Source organism: Flavobacterium sp. AG291, from assembly GCF_003350375.1.
In the GTDB taxonomy this organism is placed as follows: domain Bacteria; phylum Bacteroidota; class Bacteroidia; order Flavobacteriales; family Flavobacteriaceae; genus Flavobacterium; species Flavobacterium suzhouense.
Map to the genome: position 1 here is coordinate 140,875 of NZ_QQAR01000006.1, position 20,734 is coordinate 161,608.

12 protein-coding genes are annotated in these 20,734 nt (G+C 38.5%); 9 read left to right on the forward strand and 3 right to left on the reverse strand.

The genetic code is table 11. The features are described from left to right. Window positions 1-72: 72 nt before the first annotated feature. The 8 genes from DEU42_RS08620 to DEU42_RS08660 all read left to right on the forward strand — a co-directional run bounded on the left by DEU42_RS08620 (window position 73) and on the right by DEU42_RS08660 (window position 9,444). A complete protein-coding gene (locus DEU42_RS08620) occupies window positions 73-1,344 on the forward strand; it encodes a nucleotide sugar dehydrogenase (RefSeq protein WP_114757887.1) in 1,272 nt (423 codons plus the stop codon). Continuing rightward, complete coding sequence (locus DEU42_RS08625) at window positions 1,331-2,761, forward strand: oligosaccharide flippase family protein (RefSeq protein ID WP_114757888.1); 1,431 nt, start codon at window positions 1,331-1,333, stop codon at window positions 2,759-2,761. Before DEU42_RS08620 ends, DEU42_RS08625 begins: the two co-directional genes overlap by 14 nt. After that, on the forward strand, window positions 2,745-3,278 hold the full coding sequence (locus tag DEU42_RS08630) for an acyltransferase (protein WP_114757889.1): 534 nt from the start codon (window positions 2,745-2,747) through the stop codon (window positions 3,276-3,278). The genes DEU42_RS08625 and DEU42_RS08630 overlap by 17 nt, the downstream gene beginning before the upstream one ends. A 1,184-nt stretch (window positions 3,279-4,462) precedes the next feature. Continuing rightward, entirely contained in the window at window positions 4,463-5,545 is a 1,083-nt protein-coding gene (locus tag DEU42_RS08640) for a glycosyltransferase (RefSeq protein WP_114757891.1), read from the forward strand. Window positions 5,546-5,807: 262 nt separating this feature from the next. Beyond that, window positions 5,808-6,731, forward strand: a complete 924-nt coding sequence (locus DEU42_RS08645) for a glycosyltransferase family 4 protein (RefSeq protein ID WP_158537864.1) — start codon at window positions 5,808-5,810, stop codon at window positions 6,729-6,731. Then, entirely contained in the window at window positions 6,694-7,224 is a 531-nt protein-coding gene (locus DEU42_RS08650) for an acyltransferase (RefSeq protein WP_114757893.1), read from the forward strand. The genes DEU42_RS08645 and DEU42_RS08650 overlap by 38 nt, the downstream gene beginning before the upstream one ends. After that, on the forward strand, window positions 7,221-8,375 hold the full coding sequence (locus tag DEU42_RS08655) for a glycosyltransferase (protein WP_114757894.1): 1,155 nt from the start codon (window positions 7,221-7,223) through the stop codon (window positions 8,373-8,375). The genes DEU42_RS08650 and DEU42_RS08655 overlap by 4 nt, the downstream gene beginning before the upstream one ends. Before the next feature lie 94 nt (window positions 8,376-8,469). Next, entirely contained in the window at window positions 8,470-9,444 is a 975-nt protein-coding gene (locus DEU42_RS08660; RefSeq protein ID WP_114757940.1) for an SDR family oxidoreductase, read from the forward strand. Window positions 9,445-9,487: 43 nt separating this feature from the next. Here DEU42_RS08660 and DEU42_RS08665 read toward each other — a convergent pair whose 3' ends face one another. Together DEU42_RS08665 and DEU42_RS08670 are read right to left on the reverse strand one after the other, a co-directional pair. Next, entirely contained in the window at window positions 9,488-10,573 is a 1,086-nt protein-coding gene (locus DEU42_RS08665; protein WP_114757895.1) for a glycosyltransferase family 4 protein, read from the reverse strand. A gap of 71 nt (window positions 10,574-10,644) precedes the next feature. Then, window positions 10,645-11,325 carry a hypothetical protein gene (locus DEU42_RS08670; protein ID WP_233506646.1) on the reverse strand — a complete coding sequence of 227 codons (681 nt, stop codon included), beginning with the start codon at window positions 11,323-11,325 and terminating at the stop codon, window positions 10,645-10,647. 1,213 nt (window positions 11,326-12,538) lie between these two features. Between DEU42_RS08670 and DEU42_RS08675 the strand changes: the two genes are divergently transcribed. Next, window positions 12,539-13,249 (forward strand): LytTR family transcriptional regulator DNA-binding domain-containing protein, encoded by a 711-nt coding sequence (locus DEU42_RS08675; protein WP_114757897.1) that lies wholly within the window; start codon window positions 12,539-12,541, stop codon window positions 13,247-13,249. A gap of 1,411 nt (window positions 13,250-14,660) precedes the next feature. On the opposite strand, the gene DEU42_RS08680 is transcribed toward DEU42_RS08675, so the two are convergent. After that, window positions 14,661-20,720, reverse strand: coding sequence for a putative Ig domain-containing protein (locus DEU42_RS08680; protein WP_114757898.1), 6,060 nt, complete (start codon window positions 20,718-20,720; stop codon window positions 14,661-14,663). Between the last annotated feature and the right edge of the window lie 14 nt (window positions 20,721-20,734).

Genomic DNA, 20,734 nt, shown 5'->3' on the forward strand with positions numbered 1-20,734 from the left:
TCATCAGTCAACATTTTAAATAATAAACCTATACATTTCATTATAATTTCGTTCACAATTAATTCCAAATAAATGAAGATCGCTATAATCGGATTAGGCTATGTCGGGCTGCCCCTGGCTAAAGCCTTCAGCAAGAAGTTTTCTGTTGTCGGATTTGACATCAGCAAATATAGAATAATGCAGCTCAACGCATTTACAGATTCAACCAATGAACTCACCAGCAAAGAACTCATGTCAATCATCAAACGTGATAATGATGATATGAAAGGCGTATACTTCAGTAGCAACCCTGAAAGCCTGAAAAATTGTACATTTTATATCGTAACAGTTCCCACGCCGGTGGACACTAACAATGTCCCTGATATGCTTCCAATTGTATCAGCTACAAAAAACATAGCTCTTTCGATAAAAAAGGGAGCAACTGTTGTCTATGAATCGACAGTATATCCCGGCGCTACAGAAGAGATTTGCGTACCGCTTCTGGAGGAGATAAGTGGCCTTAGGTACAATATCGATTTCTTTGTGGGATATTCTCCAGAACGTATCAACCCTTCGGATAAAAAAAATACAATTGAAAATATTATTAAAGTTACTTCGGGCTCAACACCTGAAGCCGCTATAAACATAGATAATCTTTACAAAAGTGTTATTAAGGCGGGAACACATAGGGTTTCTTCTATAAAAGTGGCTGAAGCTGCAAAAGTGATAGAAAATACACAGCGCGACCTTAATATTGCATTTGTAAATGAACTGGCTAAGATCTTTAACAAAATTGGCATTGATACCAATGAGGTACTGGAAGCTGCTGCTACAAAATGGAATTTCCAGAAATTCTCTCCGGGGCTCGTTGGTGGCCATTGCATTGGCGTCGACCCTTACTACTTGGCATATCAGTCACAAAAACTTGGTCATATGCCCGAAATAATACTCGCCGGACGTAGGGTAAATGAGAGTATGGGTGAATATATCGCTACCAGAGTGGTTAAACTTATGATTGGCAAAAAAATACAGGTGTTGGATTCCAGAATATTAATACTTGGAGCAACTTTTAAAGAAAACTGCCCGGATGTAAGGAACAGCAAAGTGGTTGACGTGTTTCGCGCCCTAGAGAGCTTCGGTACCAAACCCTATTTCTTCGATCCCTTAGCCAATGCTACGGATTTCTGGACACAATATTCTTTAAAGCTCGAGGAAGACCTGACTGGCAAAAAATACGATGCTATCATACTGGCGGTTGCACATGAGGTTTTCCTGACGATTAATATAAAGGAACTGCTCAGCCAGAGACATGTAATTTACGATGTAAAGGGTTTCTTAAAGATCTGCGTGGATGAAATTCTTTAAAAGCTACATCAATAACGGTTTTATAAACAACATTATATGGTCTATAGTCGGGCACGGGGGAACCATATTTATAAATTTTTTTACCAACATTTTATTTGCAAGGCTGCTTACACCGGAAGATTTTGGTATGGTGGCCGTCTTAGCGATGTTGGTATCAATTGGTAGTGTTCTTTGTGATTGCGGCCTTTCAGGTGCTTTAGTCCGAAAAAAGAATGCCGGAGAGGTGGAATACGCTACTGTATTAGCTGTAAACGTTAGAGTTGCCCTGGCTATACAAATTCTACTATTGGTCTTCTCCCCATTTTATGGATCGCTCTATGGCAAGGCCGATATGAAATACCTTATAAATGCCTCGGGTGTAGTGATACTTTTACAGTCATTTTATCTTACAATAAATGTACATCAGATAAAAGAGCTCCAGTTCCAAAAAAGGGCATACGAACGCCTTATTGCAGCACTTTTGGCTTCCGTGATAGCCATAGTGTTTGCCCTCGCTGTTGGCGGAATATGGTCGGTGATAACTTACATGATCGCAAACCCTATGTTTCTCATTATTAACCATATAATAAAAAAAGAAAATAAGATCACTATCCGTTACAGTCACAAAGCTTTTCAGGAGCTTTATCCATTTGGCGTAAATACCACATTCTCATCATTGCTAATCGCACTGTATGAGAATATATTTCAGTTTGTTATGGCCCGTTATTTCTCATTTGTACAAGTTGGCTATTATTATCAGGCCAAAAAATTACAGGATGTCCCCTGCAACCTGATTAATATGCTGACCCAAAATGTATTTTATGCACGTCTTTCAAGGATACAGGACGACATGAATAAGTTCATTACCTTATTTACGAGGGTTCTTGACCATACAACCCTCTTGCTTGGTTTCTTATCGACCTTCCTCTTTATCAATGCGGAATTTGTAATTGTAACGCTTTTTGGGGAAAAATGGGAGGGATCGGTATATTACATAAAACTTCTCACTATTGGCTCCTTCTTTCTTTATATTGACCTTATAATCCGGCTTGTATTTAAGATTTATGATAAAACCAGAATACTGCTGAATGTTGAGATTGCTAAAAAGATATTTCAGGGCGTGATGATATTAATTGCGATAATGCAAAAAAACATCGAACTGCTAATAATGGCCATAATCGTAAATAATCTTCTGGGCGCTACGGTAAATCTGATACTTGCAAGGAAAATTCTGGACCACAATCTAAACCATATTTTCTTTTTTACCGGTAAGGTAATACTATTCTCATCAATGCTGATTGCTCTTTTTACGCTTATGGGAATGCAAAATATAATAAACAACAAAGCCTACCAGCTGGCCTGTATCCCAGCACTTTGTGGGTTTTACTTTATATTCTCTAAAAACATCAAAACCTCTTCCTATGAATTTGATCAATAAATTGATTACCCTTTATTACAAGTATTGCAAAAGCCCGTTGGATTATGCGAGAAGGCTTGGGGTAAGTATAGGAAATGAATGTAGGATTTATACCCGTTCTTTTAGTACAGAGCCTTGGCTCATTACGATAGGCTCAAAAGTAACCGTTTCACGGGATGTACTGTTTATAACCCACGACGGGGCTGCATGGCTGGCCAATGATATGAAGGGCCGTAGATATGTGTATAAAAGGATCACAATTGGAAGCAATGTCATGATTGGTGCACATTCCATTATAATGCCGGGGGTAAAAATAGAAGACAATGTTATAGTTGCAGCCGGAAGTGTCGTAACCAAATCGATAAGAAGCGGATCGGTTGTTGGTGGAAACCCCGCCAGATATATCAAAAGCTATGACAGCTATATTACAGATCTGCTGTCAAATGCCGGAAGTGACAAAGACGTAGACAAGGCCAAGACCTTAAGGGAAAAGGTCAGTATCATAATGGACAAGAGCTATAAATCCTACCTTAACTAGAATATGCATACTTACAAATCCGGCAATCGCAGCATTCCCCGTTTGGAAAATACCATTCTTTTCTTCAGCAGCCCTTTTTTATATCTGCCCATACTGCTTTCCGGTATCAGGCAGCGCAAAAGTGAGAGTGTGCTGTATTTAGCATTTCTCTTTGGTTTCATCAGCTATCTGTATATCCCAGGGATAACCAATGACAAAGCAAAATACCAGCTTATGTATGAGACTTTCTTAAACTATGATTTTGATGGCTTCGTTAATTATTTAAGGCGCACCTTCAGGCCGGACTTTATATTGCACCTATTTTTATTCACTTTTGCAAAAATGGGTATAAACTCTAATACCTTTTTTCTGGGAATTACCACTTATACGGTCTTTTCATGGCTTTGGCTCTTTACCCATAAAGCGAAAACTATACCAGAAAACTACAGCCTTTACCTACTTTTTGCTATACTATCACTTTCTTTACCCGACCTGTTCTCTGGTATAAAATTCTATTTTGGTTCGGCCACACTTATGTGGGCCTATCTGTACCTGGATAAGAAGAAATATACTATTGGAGCACTTTTAGTTATCGTATCAGTCTGTACGCATTTTAGCCTGATGGTATTCGGCCTTATACTCGTTGTCAATAGCATTTTCCCAAACAAGAACAGTTACAAGTGGATCTTCTATTGCTCACTCTCTTTCTTACTTATCTCAAAAACTTCGCTGATAAGCATAATAGCGTATTTAAATCCTATTGAGGTTTATAATAACAAGACTCAAATTTATCTGGCCGGAGAGGACACAGTCTTGAAGCGGTTTAACCAAGGATCTGAAAATTCCTTATATAGTGTTGTATTTTCTTCGTTATGGATATATTTTGCCTATATCTATCTGATTATTACCTATAGGAAAAGCAGTAAATTTAGAAATTTGGTACTACTGATGATATCCTACGTCAATCTAATGTTCTGTGTACCTACTGTATTTATAAGATACATAATAATCATAAAATTCTTATTTGCCTTATTATATGTGCGGGAACAGCATGTCTACCTAAAAAGCTATGCTACACGGATTTTGTTGGGTTTATATTTCATTGGGTTTTGTTTTAATATCGTTGTGATGAGGAACAACCTTTCAAAAAGCCTCATTTCAAGTGAAAACTTACTAATCACAACCCTAATAAGCAGCAGATAATAATGAAAAATACTATTTTTTTTATCAACTCATTAGGTCAGGGAGGTATAGAAAATTACCTTTTGCGGTTTTTAACATTCAAAAAGCAAAGTTTTAACCACGTATACATCTATGTGAAAAGCGGCAGAAACGGTATACTGCATGACCAGTTTCTAAATATTGGTAACGTTACGGTGATTATAAATAAAATTGGATATGCCAGCATTTTTGATTTCTGTAGGATATTTAAGTTCCTGCAGAAACATCGAAATTATTCTTTATGTGACTTTTCAGGTAATATGGCAGGCCCGATTGTAGCATTAGCCAGTATTGCCGGAATTGCTAATCGTATAACTTTTTACAGAAATGCCTCACGAAGGTACAGCCCCTCACTTGTCAGGAATTTTTACGACAGGCTAGCAAAGGGATTGGTGCAGCGCTATGCTTCAGCAATACTTTTTAATTCAAAATCCGGGAGGGAATATTACTTCCCAAACTTTTACAGCAATGAACAAAGGTATAGAATAGTATATAACGGACTGGATTACAAACAGTTTAACTGCTCTATCAAAAGCCTACGCTCTGAACTCAAAATTCCTGCAGATGCATTTGTCGTGGGGCACCTAGGAAGGTACGACGCGTCAAAAAATCATGATACAATCTTTAAGGTAGCCAGGGCATTAGCATGCAACAACAAAAAAATATATTTTCTCTTATGCGGCAGTGGGGTTAAAGCTGCTTCTGAAAGAATATTTACCAACAGCGCCTTCTCAGATAAAGTATTGATACTTGAGAACCATTCCCCCGCTATTGAGTTTTTCAATACCATTAATTGCTTTTATTTCCCTTCTGTTACTGAAGGCAACCCTAATGCCCTGATTGAGGCAATGGCATGTGGAAAGCCGATTGTGGCTAGTAATATAAAACCCATAAGAGAATGTATACCCCAAAGCTATTATGATTTTCTTATTGATCCTTACGATTATGAGAAAGCAGAAGAAATGATTACAAAGATTTATAAAGAAGGCTATAAAGCCGAACCATCGCTCATAATCGAGATGTACGATTGTAATATTTGGTTTAACATTTTTTATGATATTTTATAACATGGCACATTTACTTTTAGTTACCGATCATCAATTCATTCACTATAATGGAAAAATCTATGATAAATACGTTTACGACTATAATTATTTTCGGGATTATTTAGCTGTTTTCGATACCATTACGGTCTTGGCTCGTATTGCCGAGAGTAAATCTGAACAAAATCTCTTACTGACCTCAGGCGATAATGTAAATTTTGTTAGCCTTGGCTGCTCAAAAGGAATCAAATGGCTGCTGCAGTCCAAGCGGGTCATCCTCAAGAAAATGCCATCCCTAAATAACTACGATGCTATATGCTACCGTATTCCGGCAATAGCCTGTTACCGTGTGCATCGGCTTCAGAACGGTAAGCCATCACTTTTTGAGATGGTAGGTGATCCTCTGGATTCAATTCAGTCCCGCGAAAAATCATTTATATCCAAATTAATAACCCTGCCTCTGAAAACACTTATCAGGAAACAAATTCGCGAGATAGTAAGGGACAGCATAGTGGGCAGCTACGTCAGCGAAGAGTTGATGAAAAAATATCCGCTTTCAAAGGGTAGGAAAGCAAATTTAATTTCCTCTATCAGGCTCAATGCAGAAGATATCAAATCCAAATGTGATCTCAATCCTTCCTCAGTAAAATTTACCATAATACACGTAGGTACTTTTATCGAACTAAAGAATCAAAAGACACTCATACGCCTCATAAAGAAATTAAGAGACAGCGGTTATGATTGCCAACTCACCCTTGTAGGTTCAGGGCCTACAGACTACAAATGTTTCCAAATGGCGGTAGACTTGGGGGTATGTCAGCATGTGAGTTTCAGGGGACAGGTAACTGGCAGGAAAAATATTATTGCGCTATTAGATGAAAACAGCTTTTTTATAATCCCATCCCTATCGGAAGGGAAACCCCGCTCTTTGATTGAAGCCATGGCAAGAGGTCTTATATGCCTTGGATCGGCACGTGGAGGAATCAAAGAATTATTGGATCCCGAATTCACATTTGAACCGTATGATGTAGACGCCATTTTCAAAAAGATCGTTGATATCAGGAATCATCACGATATCGCAAAGATCCAGGCCAGGAACATCGAAGTCGCCGAGGGTTACCAAAGCATCATTTTAAAAAAGAAACGAATTGAACTATTAAACGAATTGAAAAATGCTAGCAAAAAAAATTTACTGGCAGTTCCGGTATAATATCCCTTTTGCATGGGTTATGTACATGACCCAGTGGCTACCGGATCTGACCATTACCGTAAAGTTGAGGGGTTTTCTTGCCAGACCTTTTATATTGCGCTGCGGTAAAAACTTTCAGATAGGCAGGGACGTAACCCTACTCTGCCCTCAAAATTTTGTAGTTGGTGACGACGTATTCATTGGAAAAGGCTGCTGGCTAAATGCAAAAGCAGGCATCATTCTGGAAAACGAAGTGATGCTAGCTCCTTATGTAGTGATCAGTTCATTACAGCATACCTTAGATGGTAAATCCTTCAGGTTTGGAAAAAGTCTGCAAAAACAGGTCAGGATCGGAAAGGGAACCTGGCTGGCTGCAAACAGCTCCGTTAAGTGCGGAGTTACTATTGGCTGCTACAATCTGGTCGGGGCCAACTCTTTTGTAATTAAAGATTCTGAGGATGGCTGCTTTATCACGGGTGTTCCCGGTAAAACTACAAAACTTGCAGACAGATGAAAATAATGATTGCCGTTACTGATTCCTATTGTGCCAATCTGATTAGAGGACAGGCCGCTTTTTTACATGACCATGGCCTCGGTGTACTACTGGTATCAGGAGATGGACCGGAAATAAGGCATTTAGCAAAAACAGAAAGATGCCGTTCTATTGCCGTGGATTTTGCAAAGGATATCTCTGTCATCAGGGATCTTTACTGCCTCTACCGAATTATCATTTTAATAAGTAAAGAAAAACCGGAAATTGTGAATGCCGGAAATCCGAAACCAGGCCTGTTGTTCGCCATAGCCTTGCTGCTCTTTCCACGTACGAGATTTGTTTTTACCCTTCGTGGGTTACGTTCCGATACGATGCCAGGCATAAAGGGAACTATTGTGAGATTTTGCGAATACCTTTCCTGTCGCCTGGCCGATAAGGTTATAGTTATCAGCCCATCACTTAGGGAACATGCAATACAAAAAGGAATTACTAGTTTGGAGAAAAGCCTTGTAATTGGTAGTGGCAGTAGCAACGGTATAGATACGAAGCGATTTTCCAAAAGCAAGGAATTGCTATTGAAAGCAAAGCGCTTTAGAAGCCGCCTAAAAATAGGAGAAGGCACCTTTGTTTTTCTTTATATTGGGCGTGTCGCTAAAGATAAAGGGATTAATGAAATGTGTAAGGCCTTTACAGCTCTCAACGATGAAAATGCAACACTGATTATTGCCGGTCCGCCGGAGTATACGGATCCGTTGGAAGATGATACCCGGCAGTTGATAGCCCGGAACAACAACATAATTCAACTCGGTAAAGTAAAAACGGTCGAAATCCTCTATGCGGCCGCTAATGCACTGATACTCTTCTCCCACCGTGAGGGCTTCGGGAATGTCGTTATGGAGGCAGCAGCAATGGGAACACCGTCAATTGTTGCCGACATTCCCGGCCTGAGGGATACTGTAATTAATTACTATACAGGAATTCATGTTGACAAAAAAAATACGGTAGCCTTACAACATGCTATGCGCTTTTACATAAAAGAAAAGGAGCGTCTCTTACCTTTACATGGTGAAAATGCCGCCTTGCGTGCACGTAAATGTTTCGACCGTTCTCATATATGGCAGGGGCAACTCAACCTGTACAAGATGTTGCTCAAAAAGGAAAGACCGAGATAACAGCAACGGTTACTAAACGTAAAATAATAAAGGGGAAATAATGAAAAACCCACAAATCACTCAACAAAAAACACGTTATACTATGAATGAAAGAATGCTAAAAGTACTCATTACAGGAGGCGCGGGATTTATTGGCTCAAATCTTTGTGACCATTTTATGGCAAAGGGTTACAAAGTGATATGTCTTGATAATTTTTCGACAGGATTCAGAAAAAACATCGAAGACCATTTATCAAATCCTAATTTTACACTTATTGAGGGCGATATCAGGAACATTGAGGACTGCAGGAAGGCCGTGGAAGGGGTTTCATATGTTTTGCACCAGGCAGCGCTGGGATCGGTACCGCGCTCTGTAAAAGATCCATTAACCTCCAACGATGTCAATGTTGGTGGTTTTCTGAACATGATTACTGCAAGCCGTGATGCCGGAGTAAAGAGGTTTGTATATGCGGCAAGCTCATCAACTTATGGCGATTCGGATGCTTTGCCAAAAGAAGAAGAAAAAATAGGAAAGCCTCTGTCACCATATGCTGTCACCAAATATATAAATGAATTATATGCCGATGTCTTTAACAGGACTTACGGGCTGGAAACTATCGGGCTTCGTTATTTCAATGTATTTGGCAGAAGGCAGGATCCGGCAGGAGCTTATGCAGCTGTAATCCCCAGGTTCGTTCTTCAGCTCATGAATCATCAAAGCCCGATTATAAATGGCGGAGGTGATTACTCCCGAGATTTTACCTACATAGATAATGTGATACACATGAATGAGCTGGCGATGCTATCACAAAATCCTGCAGCTGTAAATACAGTATACAATACCGCTTTTGGAGACAGAACTACGCTGAATGAACTTTTAGGCTATCTAAAAGAGTTTTTGTCGGAATACGACAGCGCAATAGAAAACGTTGAAGTGATTTACGGTCCGGAAAGGTTGGGAGATATTCCACATTCACTGGCAAGTATAGATAAAGCAAAAAGATTATTACATTATGATCCACAATTCTCCATCAGAAAGGGCCTGAAAGAAGCAGTAGCATGGTATTGGAATAACCTAAAGCGTCCATAACAATCTATGAAAACTGAACTTAACAAAATTAAACGGGTACTAGCTATCTATAAAGGGTGATGACATGTACTAACAATTTTAATAACAGGCAACGCAGCCTGTAAAAAGCCATAAGCAATAATATTAAAATCGGGGCATAAAAAATATAATGATAGTCAATATGAAGAACCACAAACAGGATGCCTAAAAGAATATTTGAAAGGGTAAGAAGCATTGACGCCTTCTTATGGGAAAAGCCCATTCTAAGGAGATGATGATGCAAATGGTTCTTATCGGCCTTAAATGGGCTAACGCCTAACCGGAAAATCCTGATCCACATTACCCTTACAGTGTCAAATATCGTCAGGAATAGTAGCCCCGATAAGGCCATTGGTATGTATATTGATAATGTGCTGATGCCCTTATCCGATAAAGCAACTGATCTTTTAATAGTAACGACAACAATAAAAGAAAGCAAAAAGCCAACAACAAGCGATCCAGTATCACCCATAAAAACCTTCCTTTTGTCCGAAAAATTAAAGAGCAGGAATGCTGCAACTGAACCAATAATACCAAGACATAATAGCAAAAGTGAGGGGTTATCGGATATAATGGCAGCAAAACCGCACACCAAAGCTATTAGTATTGCTGTCAGACCCGCCAGGCCATCAATACCATCAATTAAATTGTACGAATTGATAATCATAACAAAAAACAATAACGAGAGCGTAACCGAACAAATAATATTCAGCGATGGTACGACAAAATAATAAAATTGTACAGTAAAGAGATTATATAATACAATCGCAAAAACCGATGCCAGCATCTGTACTAAAAGCTTTGGATAAGCCTCCATTGCAATAAGGTCATCTTTAATACCCACAAAAAAAAGCATAAGCAAGGATAGCAACAGCCTGTTGAAACCGGAATCACCTAGCAGAAGGTCATTGAAAAAGGCAACGGAAACAACGCCAAGAAAAATAGGAATCCCTCCCAAATTGGTTACATTGGAAATATGAGAACTCCTGTGATTTGTAGATGCAAATAATCGTTTCTTAATTGAGATATTTAAAATAACCCTTGTTGAGTAATACGTAAATAGAAAACAGAACAAAGCACAAAAAAAGCATATAAAAAAATCAAAGCCCATTGTTAATTTTATTTATTGGAAGCCCTTGGGCAATTATTATCAAAAACCTAAGTCCCATACTTAGCTATACACTATAAATAGATTAAAAAACCAAGAGATACACTATCGATCGCACCGAAGAGGTTTTCGTTTTTATCCGCCATTGAACCATCCCAGTTAAGATGCTTTTTATAAGTCTTTTGAAAATTAAAATCAAGATTGACTGCAAGCGCGTTGTTGATTCTGTAGTAAGGTGTAATACCGTAGACAAATCCAAGGTCAAACTCATTAGTAGAATAATGCGACGAATTGAAATGAGAAAAAACAAAACCTGCGTTTGCAAGAATCCCAAAATCGTTAAGTATTTCTTTAACACCAAACACCTTTGAAACATCAGAACATCCCCTTAATGAAAGTCGGTAATATTGAGAATCCCACGAAGTCAATTTGTTTTTGGTCTCAATATTATCAAAAGAAAAATCAGCTTTTAAGCCTAATTTTTGCGTAAGAAAAATCATTGCGCCAACCCTTACATAGTTTGGTTTTACACTATTAAGTTTACCAGAGCGTTCAGTAGCGTAAACGCCATTAGCAAAACCTCCCACAAGCATGCTTTGCCCAGTATTGATTTCCAATATCCAAATCTTCCGTGGTAAAGCTACCGTGGAACAGCTGCAGTCAGATTTTAAAGAAGAGCCCAAGCAAAATTGAGCTTGGGCGGTAAAACTACCAAAAAGAAAAAACAGAAAGATTTTGAATAATAACGAATACATGGTTTTCACATTTTTTTAACAAAAAAACATATATTCTATGGTATCCCATATTGGAAATAAACAACTGGATGCAGCCAGTAAACAACAGAAATCTCTTGAGTATATAGAGATGTAGCAAAGTTTATGAATTGGCATTAAACAGCCACCGGAAAATTAATTGCTTTTAATTATCGTAACATCTCCAGCAATAAAAAAGAGTTTACCACAAGAAAATCTAAGATTATCAACAACAATTTTTCCTAATGATATATCTTATATGAGAATCATAGCTGCTATGGATGAGTATAGTGTTACCACCTATGCTATCTAAGAACAAACTAAAAATAAGAGTGATACGAAAGTAATTACTCTGACAATTAATACCAGAGTGGTTGACCCAAAATTCTGTGAGTACGCTAACATAAGGACTAGCTAATGAAATACGAAACCTACAACTGGCTGCTCTCAGTTATTATAGAGCCAAAAGGTTATTCCATAGATAATATTTTCCTATAAATAAACTAGCATTTACTGTTAATTACATTTCCAACATAATTACTATAAGGTCAATTAATCATAGAAGAGTCATGTATAATGTATTTCCTACTGCTTGTACAATTATTGAATAAAATCTTAAAATACCTGAAATATTAATTTTCTGAACCTTTTCGATACTTTATTAATTATCCAGTAAAAATATATCAATTGTAATGACTATCAGTTACAATAAACACAATCATCGCCTTTGTAATATGTGACACCCGCTTTGCCTATCGCTAATAACAAGTAACAATGATGTGATAAAGTGATATAAAGATTGGATCCTTTCTTTAAAGTATTAAATCAATAAATGTTATAAAACAGGAAACAGTATTGTTAAAAGCCTTAAGATTTGCATATATTATTTTTTACCACCGGATGCTGCTACCAGCAGTAACACAATCCCCATTTTTAGATTAGTTTTTACCAATTTAACAATTGGTCATTTAAATTCATTTTTAAAAAACAACAAACAAGGCACAGTTTACAATTTCAAAATAATAGCAACCAGTTACTTCTATAAAAAGCTGACTGTGTATATATTTATAATTTAAATAACTAAAAAATAAATATAGTAACACAAAAAAATAGTATTAAACAGCATTTATAACTAACTTAATCATCAATTAATAGTACTATATTAATTTAAAGGTAAGCACTCCGAAAATCTTAAATCTTTAATTTATAATTACAAATGCCAAAAGAAAACAACTTATTAATCTACAGTGATGACAAAAAACTTCAAAGAAAAGTTATGGAAATGGAAAAATATTTTTTCAAAATAATTCTTTACGATCCGTCTGTACCCGGCTTTCTAAAGGAAAAGATGCCTGAACACGTAATGAAAATTGTAGATTTAGATACTACTAATATAGATTTTCAAATTTTTAATGAAGATGTCAATAACAAAACTATTTACACGACATCAAAAAGGATACTCAGGCCGGTACCTAACCTGCGATATATTATGGTTAAACCTCTCATACTAATTGACTTATTAAGACTAATATCATTTGCCTATATGGATATCGATAGTGAAAATTTAACCGAATATAAAAAAAGGGACTATCAAATTTTTGGGATACAGAAGAATATTGTTGCAGAGTCAGAGCAACATTTGGAAATCGTAACTTTCGAAGAAATAAGTTATTTTAAAGCTATAGATCAGTCCATCGAAATACATAAATCCAACGGAAAGACCATAAATATGTTAGGCAACTTAAGTGAATTTCAACAAATTTTACCTGAAAATAAATTCATAAAAATGAGTAATACTCTTATTGTAAATGTTGGTCAGGTAAATAAGATCACTCGAAGTGAAGGTTATGAAATGATTTTAGCTTCAGGTGAAAGACTCGCGTTGTCAAAATTGGGTTACGAACAATTCATCAAACGTTTCTGTTAGCTATGCTTTATTTATTAAAAAATGACCTAATAACAAAAATCGAAGTGATTTAATTTGATTTGCTATATCTTATGATCTGAATCACTAATTACCAAAGGGTCATCGTCCTATAAGATGACCCTTTTTTAACAGCAAATAAATGAAAAATATGTGTAAGCTATAAATTTTAGAGTAGCACTACTTCACATGAAATTTAAAGTAAAGAAAAAGAGACGTAATAGCAAACAGTTTTCGGACAAATTACTTAGAATACAATCACAGAATCATATCAAGGACATAAAATAAATTCTTTTTAGTATATCCCTAAAAGATACTAATATATGTAGCAATCAACTTAAATAAGTTTAAAACAACATCAATAAAACTATTAAAATTTATTCTGAATTTTGATTGACGCAGGCAAGATTGTAAAAGCAGATATTACACCAGTTATTTTTCCAGGAAGTTTCACACCAAAACCATTATAACGTATCATGTAAACAGGAATATGTAAAAACAACATAATTATAAAGATCTCAATAACGCTTCATATCTAATATTAAAATCCAGAAAGCTATTATCAGACTATAAAGAAGATTTCCATTACTGGATTCTTCCCTTTATAAATTATAAATATATCAGCTACCATGTAAATAACATCCTCCCACAGACTTGCTTCGTTACTCTTGTTCTCCGGGGGGAAATCTTTTACAGATTTACAGAGAAAAGACATCCGAAGGGAACTTTTAAAAAATTTTTAAAATCATTCTATTTGTCTTGTAGGAGGAGTATCGGTACACAGCCTACAGCCATCCCACACATATGACTAGTCAAGACGTACCAAGTATTTAATATATATATTAGAAACTTCTTATGATTCCATAAAGTATTTAAGCCATAGAGGTTTTTAACTAGTTACAACAGATTACCTTCAATAATGAAAAAATAGCCATAACTATAAATAATAACTCTCTTTATAAAATCTGCGAATACGAATTTTCCGAAAGATATAGATCGTAGTCATTAGACACAAAATTAAAGGCTTTACTACTAATAACTAAGAAATTGTTTTAACAATAAACAAAAGGAATTCTTAAAGATATAAATGATCATTCCAGAGAAATAAATGGTTTAAAATCCTAAATTCATCAATTCAATCAAATTTGGAACAACAGATGCCTTTTGAGAAAGTACAAAAGTTTAGCAAAGGGAGAGAAGCTACTAACCATTATAATCCCAATTGTAAGTCAGGCTTTAAAAAGGAAAGACTATATAGGAATAATCTGAATTACAGTACTATAAATTTATTGATCATGTTGCTCAAACCAACACCAAGCCCTAAATAACAAGGATATATTAATCCTATGCGATATTCTAAAAAAAAAAGGCTATCCAAAAAGGGATAGCCTTTATAAAACAAACAAACTAAAAATTATTCTATTTTGACGATTCTGAATATCCTTATCAACTCACCTTGTCGTACAATAAAGGTATATACACCCGAAGGGAGACCATTTCCAACTTTTATCTCTTTAGCAGGAGTTAAATGTTGTGCCGAGATTAGCCTACCTGCAGTATCGAATATTGTCACTTCTACCATCTGATCACTCCCGGTATGGATGGCGACTGTACATTCAGACTGATAAGGATTCGGATATATCTGGATATCGTATTGACCATCAGACGGACTCATTCCTAAAACATCCTTCGCCGGTGTTCTTATGATGCAGCTTCCCATAACATCACTCCATTGACCGTCTTTGAGAACCGATATACTCACTTTATATTCCATATCGTATTGGACTTCGAGCTCAGGTACTTCTGATAAGATGAAGTCTAATACTGAAGATTCCAATGTATATTCCCGACTACCGTCAAAGACAATAAAGCGGTAGCTGTCACCCTGCTCTATATTCTCAAAATAAATGCTGCTATCAAGAGTTCCCGGATACTTTAAGCATGTCGATGTACGCGCTGCTGTATCCGCAGGGGTGGTAATAGCACAGGCTATACCAAAATCATTATAGATACCTGCCTGCCCTACTGCTACGCTAACTTGGTAAGTTGTGCCCCCAGCAAAGCTTACATTCGCAATGTCAGTAAGCCTGAATTGGCGCACCGTGCTAATATACTCGGTAGCGATGTTATTTCCGGTAATCCTGAATTTATATGAAGTAGCTCCGGATACACTATTCGCGGTTATATATGCATTCATAGCCGTTAAGGTAGCATTACAATGGGAACTGATGAGCTGCGTATATAAGTCAGGTGTAGTCACACTGCATGTACTTCCATATGGATGATATATACCATTCTGACCTACAGCTACACTGATTTGGTAAGTTACACCCATTGCTATCGGAACATTAGGTATATCTGTTAGTTTAAATTGCCTTACACTGCTGATATACTCTGTGTTAATGCCGTCGCCGACAACCTTGAATTTATAAGATGTGGCTGCGGTTACAGCTGTAGCTGTAATGTAAGCATTTACCGCTGAAAGTGTGGAGTTACAATGTAACGGGATTAACTGAGTGTAGACCGCTGGCGGTGTGCTTACCGTACAGGCTGGGCCATATGGCTGGAATTGAGACTCTTGCTCCACCGCAACGCTAATCTGTAAAGTCTGTCCATATGTTATCGCAAGATCTGCAACATCGGTCAGCCTGAACTGACGGATAGCGCTCGTATACTCTTTGTCAACACCTTCACCAACAATTCTGAATCTGTACGCTGTAGCACTGCTTACAGCAGTGGCTGTAATATAGGAATTAAATGCAGAAAGGGTTGAGTTACAATGTGCGCTGATAAGCTGGGTATATAGGATATTTGGGGTTTGAACTGTACAGGCAGAACCGTAAGGATGATAACTGCCATTCTGCCCTACTGCAACACTAATTTGATAAGTTTGTCCGGGAGCCGGAGACAGACCCTGTACATCTGTCAGCTTAAACTGACGTACCGTACTAATGTATTCAACATCAGAACCCGAACCAACAATCCTAAATTTATAAGTAGTAGCTCCTGTTACACTGTTAGCAGTAATGAAGGCATCACTAGAGGCGAGCGTAGCATTGCAATGCGCACTGATAAGTTGAGTGTAAAGCATTGGCGTTGTAATCGTACAGGCAGGACCATAGTCAAGCATCTCTCCATTTTGTTCAACCGCAACACTAATCTGATAGCTAGCGCCGTGGACAATATTTATGTTTGGAATATCAGTTAGTTTAAATTGCTGCACTGAGCTGGTATACTCGGTATCTATTCCGCCCCCGACTATCTTAAACTTGTATGAAGTCGCCAGAGGTACACTATTGGCAGTAATAAAAGAATTGTAAGAAGCCATAGTAGCATTACATTGGGAATCTACAAGTTTGGTTACCGCAACACCTGGAGTAGTTACAACACAAACAGACCCAAAAGGATGATAGACACCATTCTCCCCTACAGCTACACTTACCTGATAATCATCATCATAACTAACAGAAAGTCCACTAACGTCACTCAACCTGAACTGACGGGTTGCGCTCACATATTCTCCACTGGTTCCATTGCCTATAACCTTAAATTTATAAGTAGTAGCTTTTTGGACAGCAGTGGCAGTAATATATGCATCTATAGTACTCAAAGTTGCATTACAATGTGAATCTATAAGTTGAGTGTATAATGGTTCAGGAGTATTTATAGCACATTCAGTGCCATAGTCCGAATATATTCCATTGATCATCACTGCAACAGAAACAGTATAGGTTGCTCCTGCTGAAATATTGATTCCCTGGAGTTCCAAAAGCGCAAAACTATTGGCTGCTGTTTCATAAGTAACCTCTTGCTCTCCACTTGTAACCTTGAACCTATAAGCTTCAGCACCCTGGATAACATTTGAAGTGATAGCCTGGTCAAATGATGACATCGTGAAGCCGCACTGTGCGCTGACTAATGCCGGAAGTGAAGGAGTTTTCAGTACACATTCTTTCGCTGACTGGTACCATACCCCGTTAACTTTTACCGAAACAATAATATTATGCGCGGTATCAAGCAGGATTTCCCCAGCCAGATTGGTCAGTTTGAAGCTTCTGGTAGCTGAGACATACTCCCTGATACTGTTAGAGTCATTTACCGTAAACTTATACGATTCCGCTCCCGCAACCGACTTGGCGATTATAAGAGTATTAACCCCAGGGAGAGTCGTACCGCAGACAGGTGACTCAATGTAAGAAACGTACGCGCAGCCAATGGCTTTTGAAAGTGAAGTTAAAGTACCGCAAGCAGGGCTAAAGTTTACAGTAACACTATTGCTTTGCTCTACATTGGTAAAGGCAACATTAATCGAGTTAGTACCTTGTCCAGATACTATGCTCATCCATGAAGGAACAGTCCATACAAAACCAGAACCTATTGCGGCATCCACGCTATAGGTACCTGTAGTCAGGCCGCAAAGGTCAGATGGACCCGCAATTACCCCTGAGGCAGAAGTAAGTGACAAGGTACGTGCAGAAGGAGTTCCTGAACACGCTGATCCATTTGCAACAGAAAGCTGCCCTCCCGCAAATGAACTGTCAAAAACTACTCCTATAACGCTTGAACCCTGACCATAAACGATACTTGCCCCACTTGGCGCTGTCCAGTTGTAGGTACTGATGCCATTAATACTGCCGCAGGCATACATCATGTAGCTTTCCATAGATGAAGACAGTGTTAGAGGGGATCCTGAAAAAGTGATCACATTGGTTCCCATGGTACAAATATTCTGGACGCCCCTGATAGCTCCAGGCTGTATATTTTTAGATACGATGAGCGAACGTACAGGACTGTTACCACATGCCCCTACGGCTCTTACCGTTATAGTACCCTGAGAGAATGACGCATTGTCAATAGAAACGGAAATGCTGTTCCCTGTCGTGTTCCCTGAGGCGGTCATACCTGCAGGAAGGGTCCATACATATGAAATGGCGCCGCTAACTGCCGGTACACTGTAATTAGCAGTAGTTATTCCACAGATATTTGCAGGGCCGGAGATAGCCGCAGGCATCTGAACTCTACTAACTGCAAGGGAAGCACTGTAGGTTTTTGTAGGAGTGGTGATAGACACGCTTACTGTACCCGATATAAAGCCATCTGCTACTGCAACAGTAATACTGTTTCCAGAGGAAGAACCATTAATAGACATCCCTGAAGGCAGGCTCCAGTTGTAAGCTGCATCTGCAACAGCGGAAACCGTATAGGTAACAGCGGTAGATGAGCACCCAATATCAGTGCCTATTAATGCTGGTACTGCATCGGTAATGGTCCTGGTCGAAAGCAAGGACTCACTGCAGCTATCATAAACCCGTACCGTAACCACTCCCTGCCCTGAAACAAATCCCTCGGGTATAAGTACTGTAATCTCATTTCCAAGGCTATTAGCTGATAAGACCGTAAGGCCGGACGGAACCGTCCATTTATATTGACCTGAAGGTGAAAATGCTATCGAGAACTTCTTAACATTAATTGCTACAAAACTCTCCGATATTGAACCAAGAGAAACCCCAAAAAGAGAGTTTATAGTTACCTCTACTTTTGTACGCTGACTCTCTACTCCATTAGAAACCGTGGCTGCATAAAGGGTATGTAACTTACTGTACGAAGAGGTATTATTTGTAAGGCTGTAATCCTGTTCAAGGGCTATAGTAGCGTCCTCTGAAATATACCAAACAAGTGACGTATTAGCATAGTATGTATTAAGATCCGCAATTGTCTTGCTGCCACAGAAAACCGATGAAGCAAGAGATGGCGCGTCTGATACCCTAAAGCTAACCGTTGCTGTCGCTGAACCTCCATTATTTTCTGCCTTTATACTGTAGGTAGTCATAGGAGACGCAAGTGTAGGAGTTCCAGAAATTTTACCCGTCAACCTGTCCAGGCTGAGGCCTATAGGAAGTGCAGGTGTTATACTATATCCCATAGGAGTAACCTTTCGGATAATGAAATTTTGCGCAATGTACAGTTCTCCACTACGGTTGATTCCAATACCTCGTGGATTAGAGAACTGTGCTGCAATACCCACTCCGTCTGTACTGGTATTAGTACCGTTACCCGCTATGGTACTTACCACGCCTGTAGAAGCGATTACTTTCCTTACCCTTCTATTACTATTATCACTAACATATAAATTACCATTGGAATCCGACACAATACCCAATGGGGTATTAAATGCTGCGGCACTGCCTGTACCATCAGCATAGCCGGCACTGCTTCCTGCCAGGGTCGTTACAACACCGTTTAACGTTACTTTTCTAATCCTCTGTGAGCCGCCGCCTTCTGTAACATATAGGCTATTCGTTAAAGCATCATAAGTTATGTCAAACAGAATAGCGAAACTTGCTGCTGTACCAGTACCATCAGTTGAACTGGAACTCCCGTTACCCGCAAGGGTACTTACAACCCCTGAAGGGGTAATTTTACGAACCTTTCTATTACTATACTCGCTAACATATAAATTGCCCGAAGGGTCAATGGCTATTCCTGAAGGATTATAGAATGTAGCTGCAGTACCTGTACCATCAACTGATCCCTGAGATCCGCTACCTGCAAGGGTACTTACTACACCCGACGGGGTAATCTTACGGATCTTATTGCCATCATAATCAGTAACGTAAAGGTTGCCTGAAGCATCAATAGCTAATCCAAAAGGGCGATTAAAGCTCGCTGCTGTACCTATACCATCAGCCGACCCCGGAGATCCGCTACCTGCAAAAGTACTAACCACACCAAATGGGGTAATCTTACGGATCTTATTGTTATTACCATCGGCAACATAAGCATTACCCAAAGAATCAAACACTATTTTATTCATTGTATCAAAACTAGCCGCCGTACCGGTACCATCTGCTGTACCTGAACTTCCAGTACCCGCAAAAGTACTTATCAATGCATTCTCGGGGGTTAGCGGAAGCCCATAGCCCGGGATACTTGTAACCGTTGGAGATAGCTCCGCCATGGTCATATTTATAGTATAATCCGAACTGCCTGTATAGTTTAATGTTGGTGCTTCCATAAATGTCCTGATTTCAATATTATTGCCATAGTTAGTACCAAGCTCATTGGTTGCATAAGCTCTAATGTAATAGTGAGAATTTGTTGCCAGTCCGCTAAGAATTACCTCAAAACTACCTGCCCCATAATTAGAATCTTGCACCTTGCTGTCACTGATAGTTGGATTGAGGCTAAATCCGTAACAAACTCCCTTGGTAAGTTGGGATGAGCCGCCAGCATTGGTCACTGTAGCTGCAATTTTCGCCTGATTGGAGGTAAGGTTTGTTATAGCATCAGTTGTTACTGCTGTTGCTGAGAATACTCCGATAATTACTTTTGCTGTAGCGCTTCCTCCATTATTATCAACAGTTATAGTATATTCTGTTGAGGCTTTTAACGCCGTAGGTGTACCTGACACCTGACCCGTAACACCACTAAATGTTAAACCAGAAGGAAGTGACGGGGTAATACTGTAACCCATCGGTGTTATCCTAC

What these genes read in the sequence shown, in the direction of transcription:
- DEU42_RS08630 (WP_114757889.1), top strand. Translation starts at nt 2,745, where the DNA reads ATGAATTTGATCAATAAATTGATTACCCTTTATTACAAGTATTGCAAA.
- DEU42_RS08665 (WP_114757895.1), bottom strand. Translation starts at nt 10,573, where the DNA reads ATGGGCTTTGATTTTTTTATATGCTTTTTTTGTGCTTTGTTCTGTTTT.
- DEU42_RS08670 (WP_233506646.1), bottom strand. Translation starts at nt 11,325, where the DNA reads ATGTATTCGTTATTATTCAAAATCTTTCTGTTTTTTCTTTTTGGTAGT.
- DEU42_RS08640 (WP_114757891.1), top strand. Translation starts at nt 4,463, where the DNA reads ATGAAAAATACTATTTTTTTTATCAACTCATTAGGTCAGGGAGGTATA.
- DEU42_RS08655 (WP_114757894.1), top strand. Translation starts at nt 7,221, where the DNA reads ATGAAAATAATGATTGCCGTTACTGATTCCTATTGTGCCAATCTGATT.
- DEU42_RS08645 (WP_158537864.1), top strand. Translation starts at nt 5,808, where the DNA reads ATGCCATCCCTAAATAACTACGATGCTATATGCTACCGTATTCCGGCA.
- DEU42_RS08620 (WP_114757887.1), top strand. Translation starts at nt 73, where the DNA reads ATGAAGATCGCTATAATCGGATTAGGCTATGTCGGGCTGCCCCTGGCT.
- DEU42_RS08660 (WP_114757940.1), top strand. Translation starts at nt 8,470, where the DNA reads ATGCTAAAAGTACTCATTACAGGAGGCGCGGGATTTATTGGCTCAAAT.
- DEU42_RS08625 (WP_114757888.1), top strand. Translation starts at nt 1,331, where the DNA reads ATGAAATTCTTTAAAAGCTACATCAATAACGGTTTTATAAACAACATT.
- DEU42_RS08680 (WP_114757898.1), bottom strand. Translation starts at nt 20,720, where the DNA reads ATGGGTTACAGTATTACCCCGTCACTTCCTTCTGGTTTAACATTTAGT.
- DEU42_RS08650 (WP_114757893.1), top strand. Translation starts at nt 6,694, where the DNA reads ATGCTAGCAAAAAAAATTTACTGGCAGTTCCGGTATAATATCCCTTTT.
- DEU42_RS08675 (WP_114757897.1), top strand. Translation starts at nt 12,539, where the DNA reads ATGCCAAAAGAAAACAACTTATTAATCTACAGTGATGACAAAAAACTT.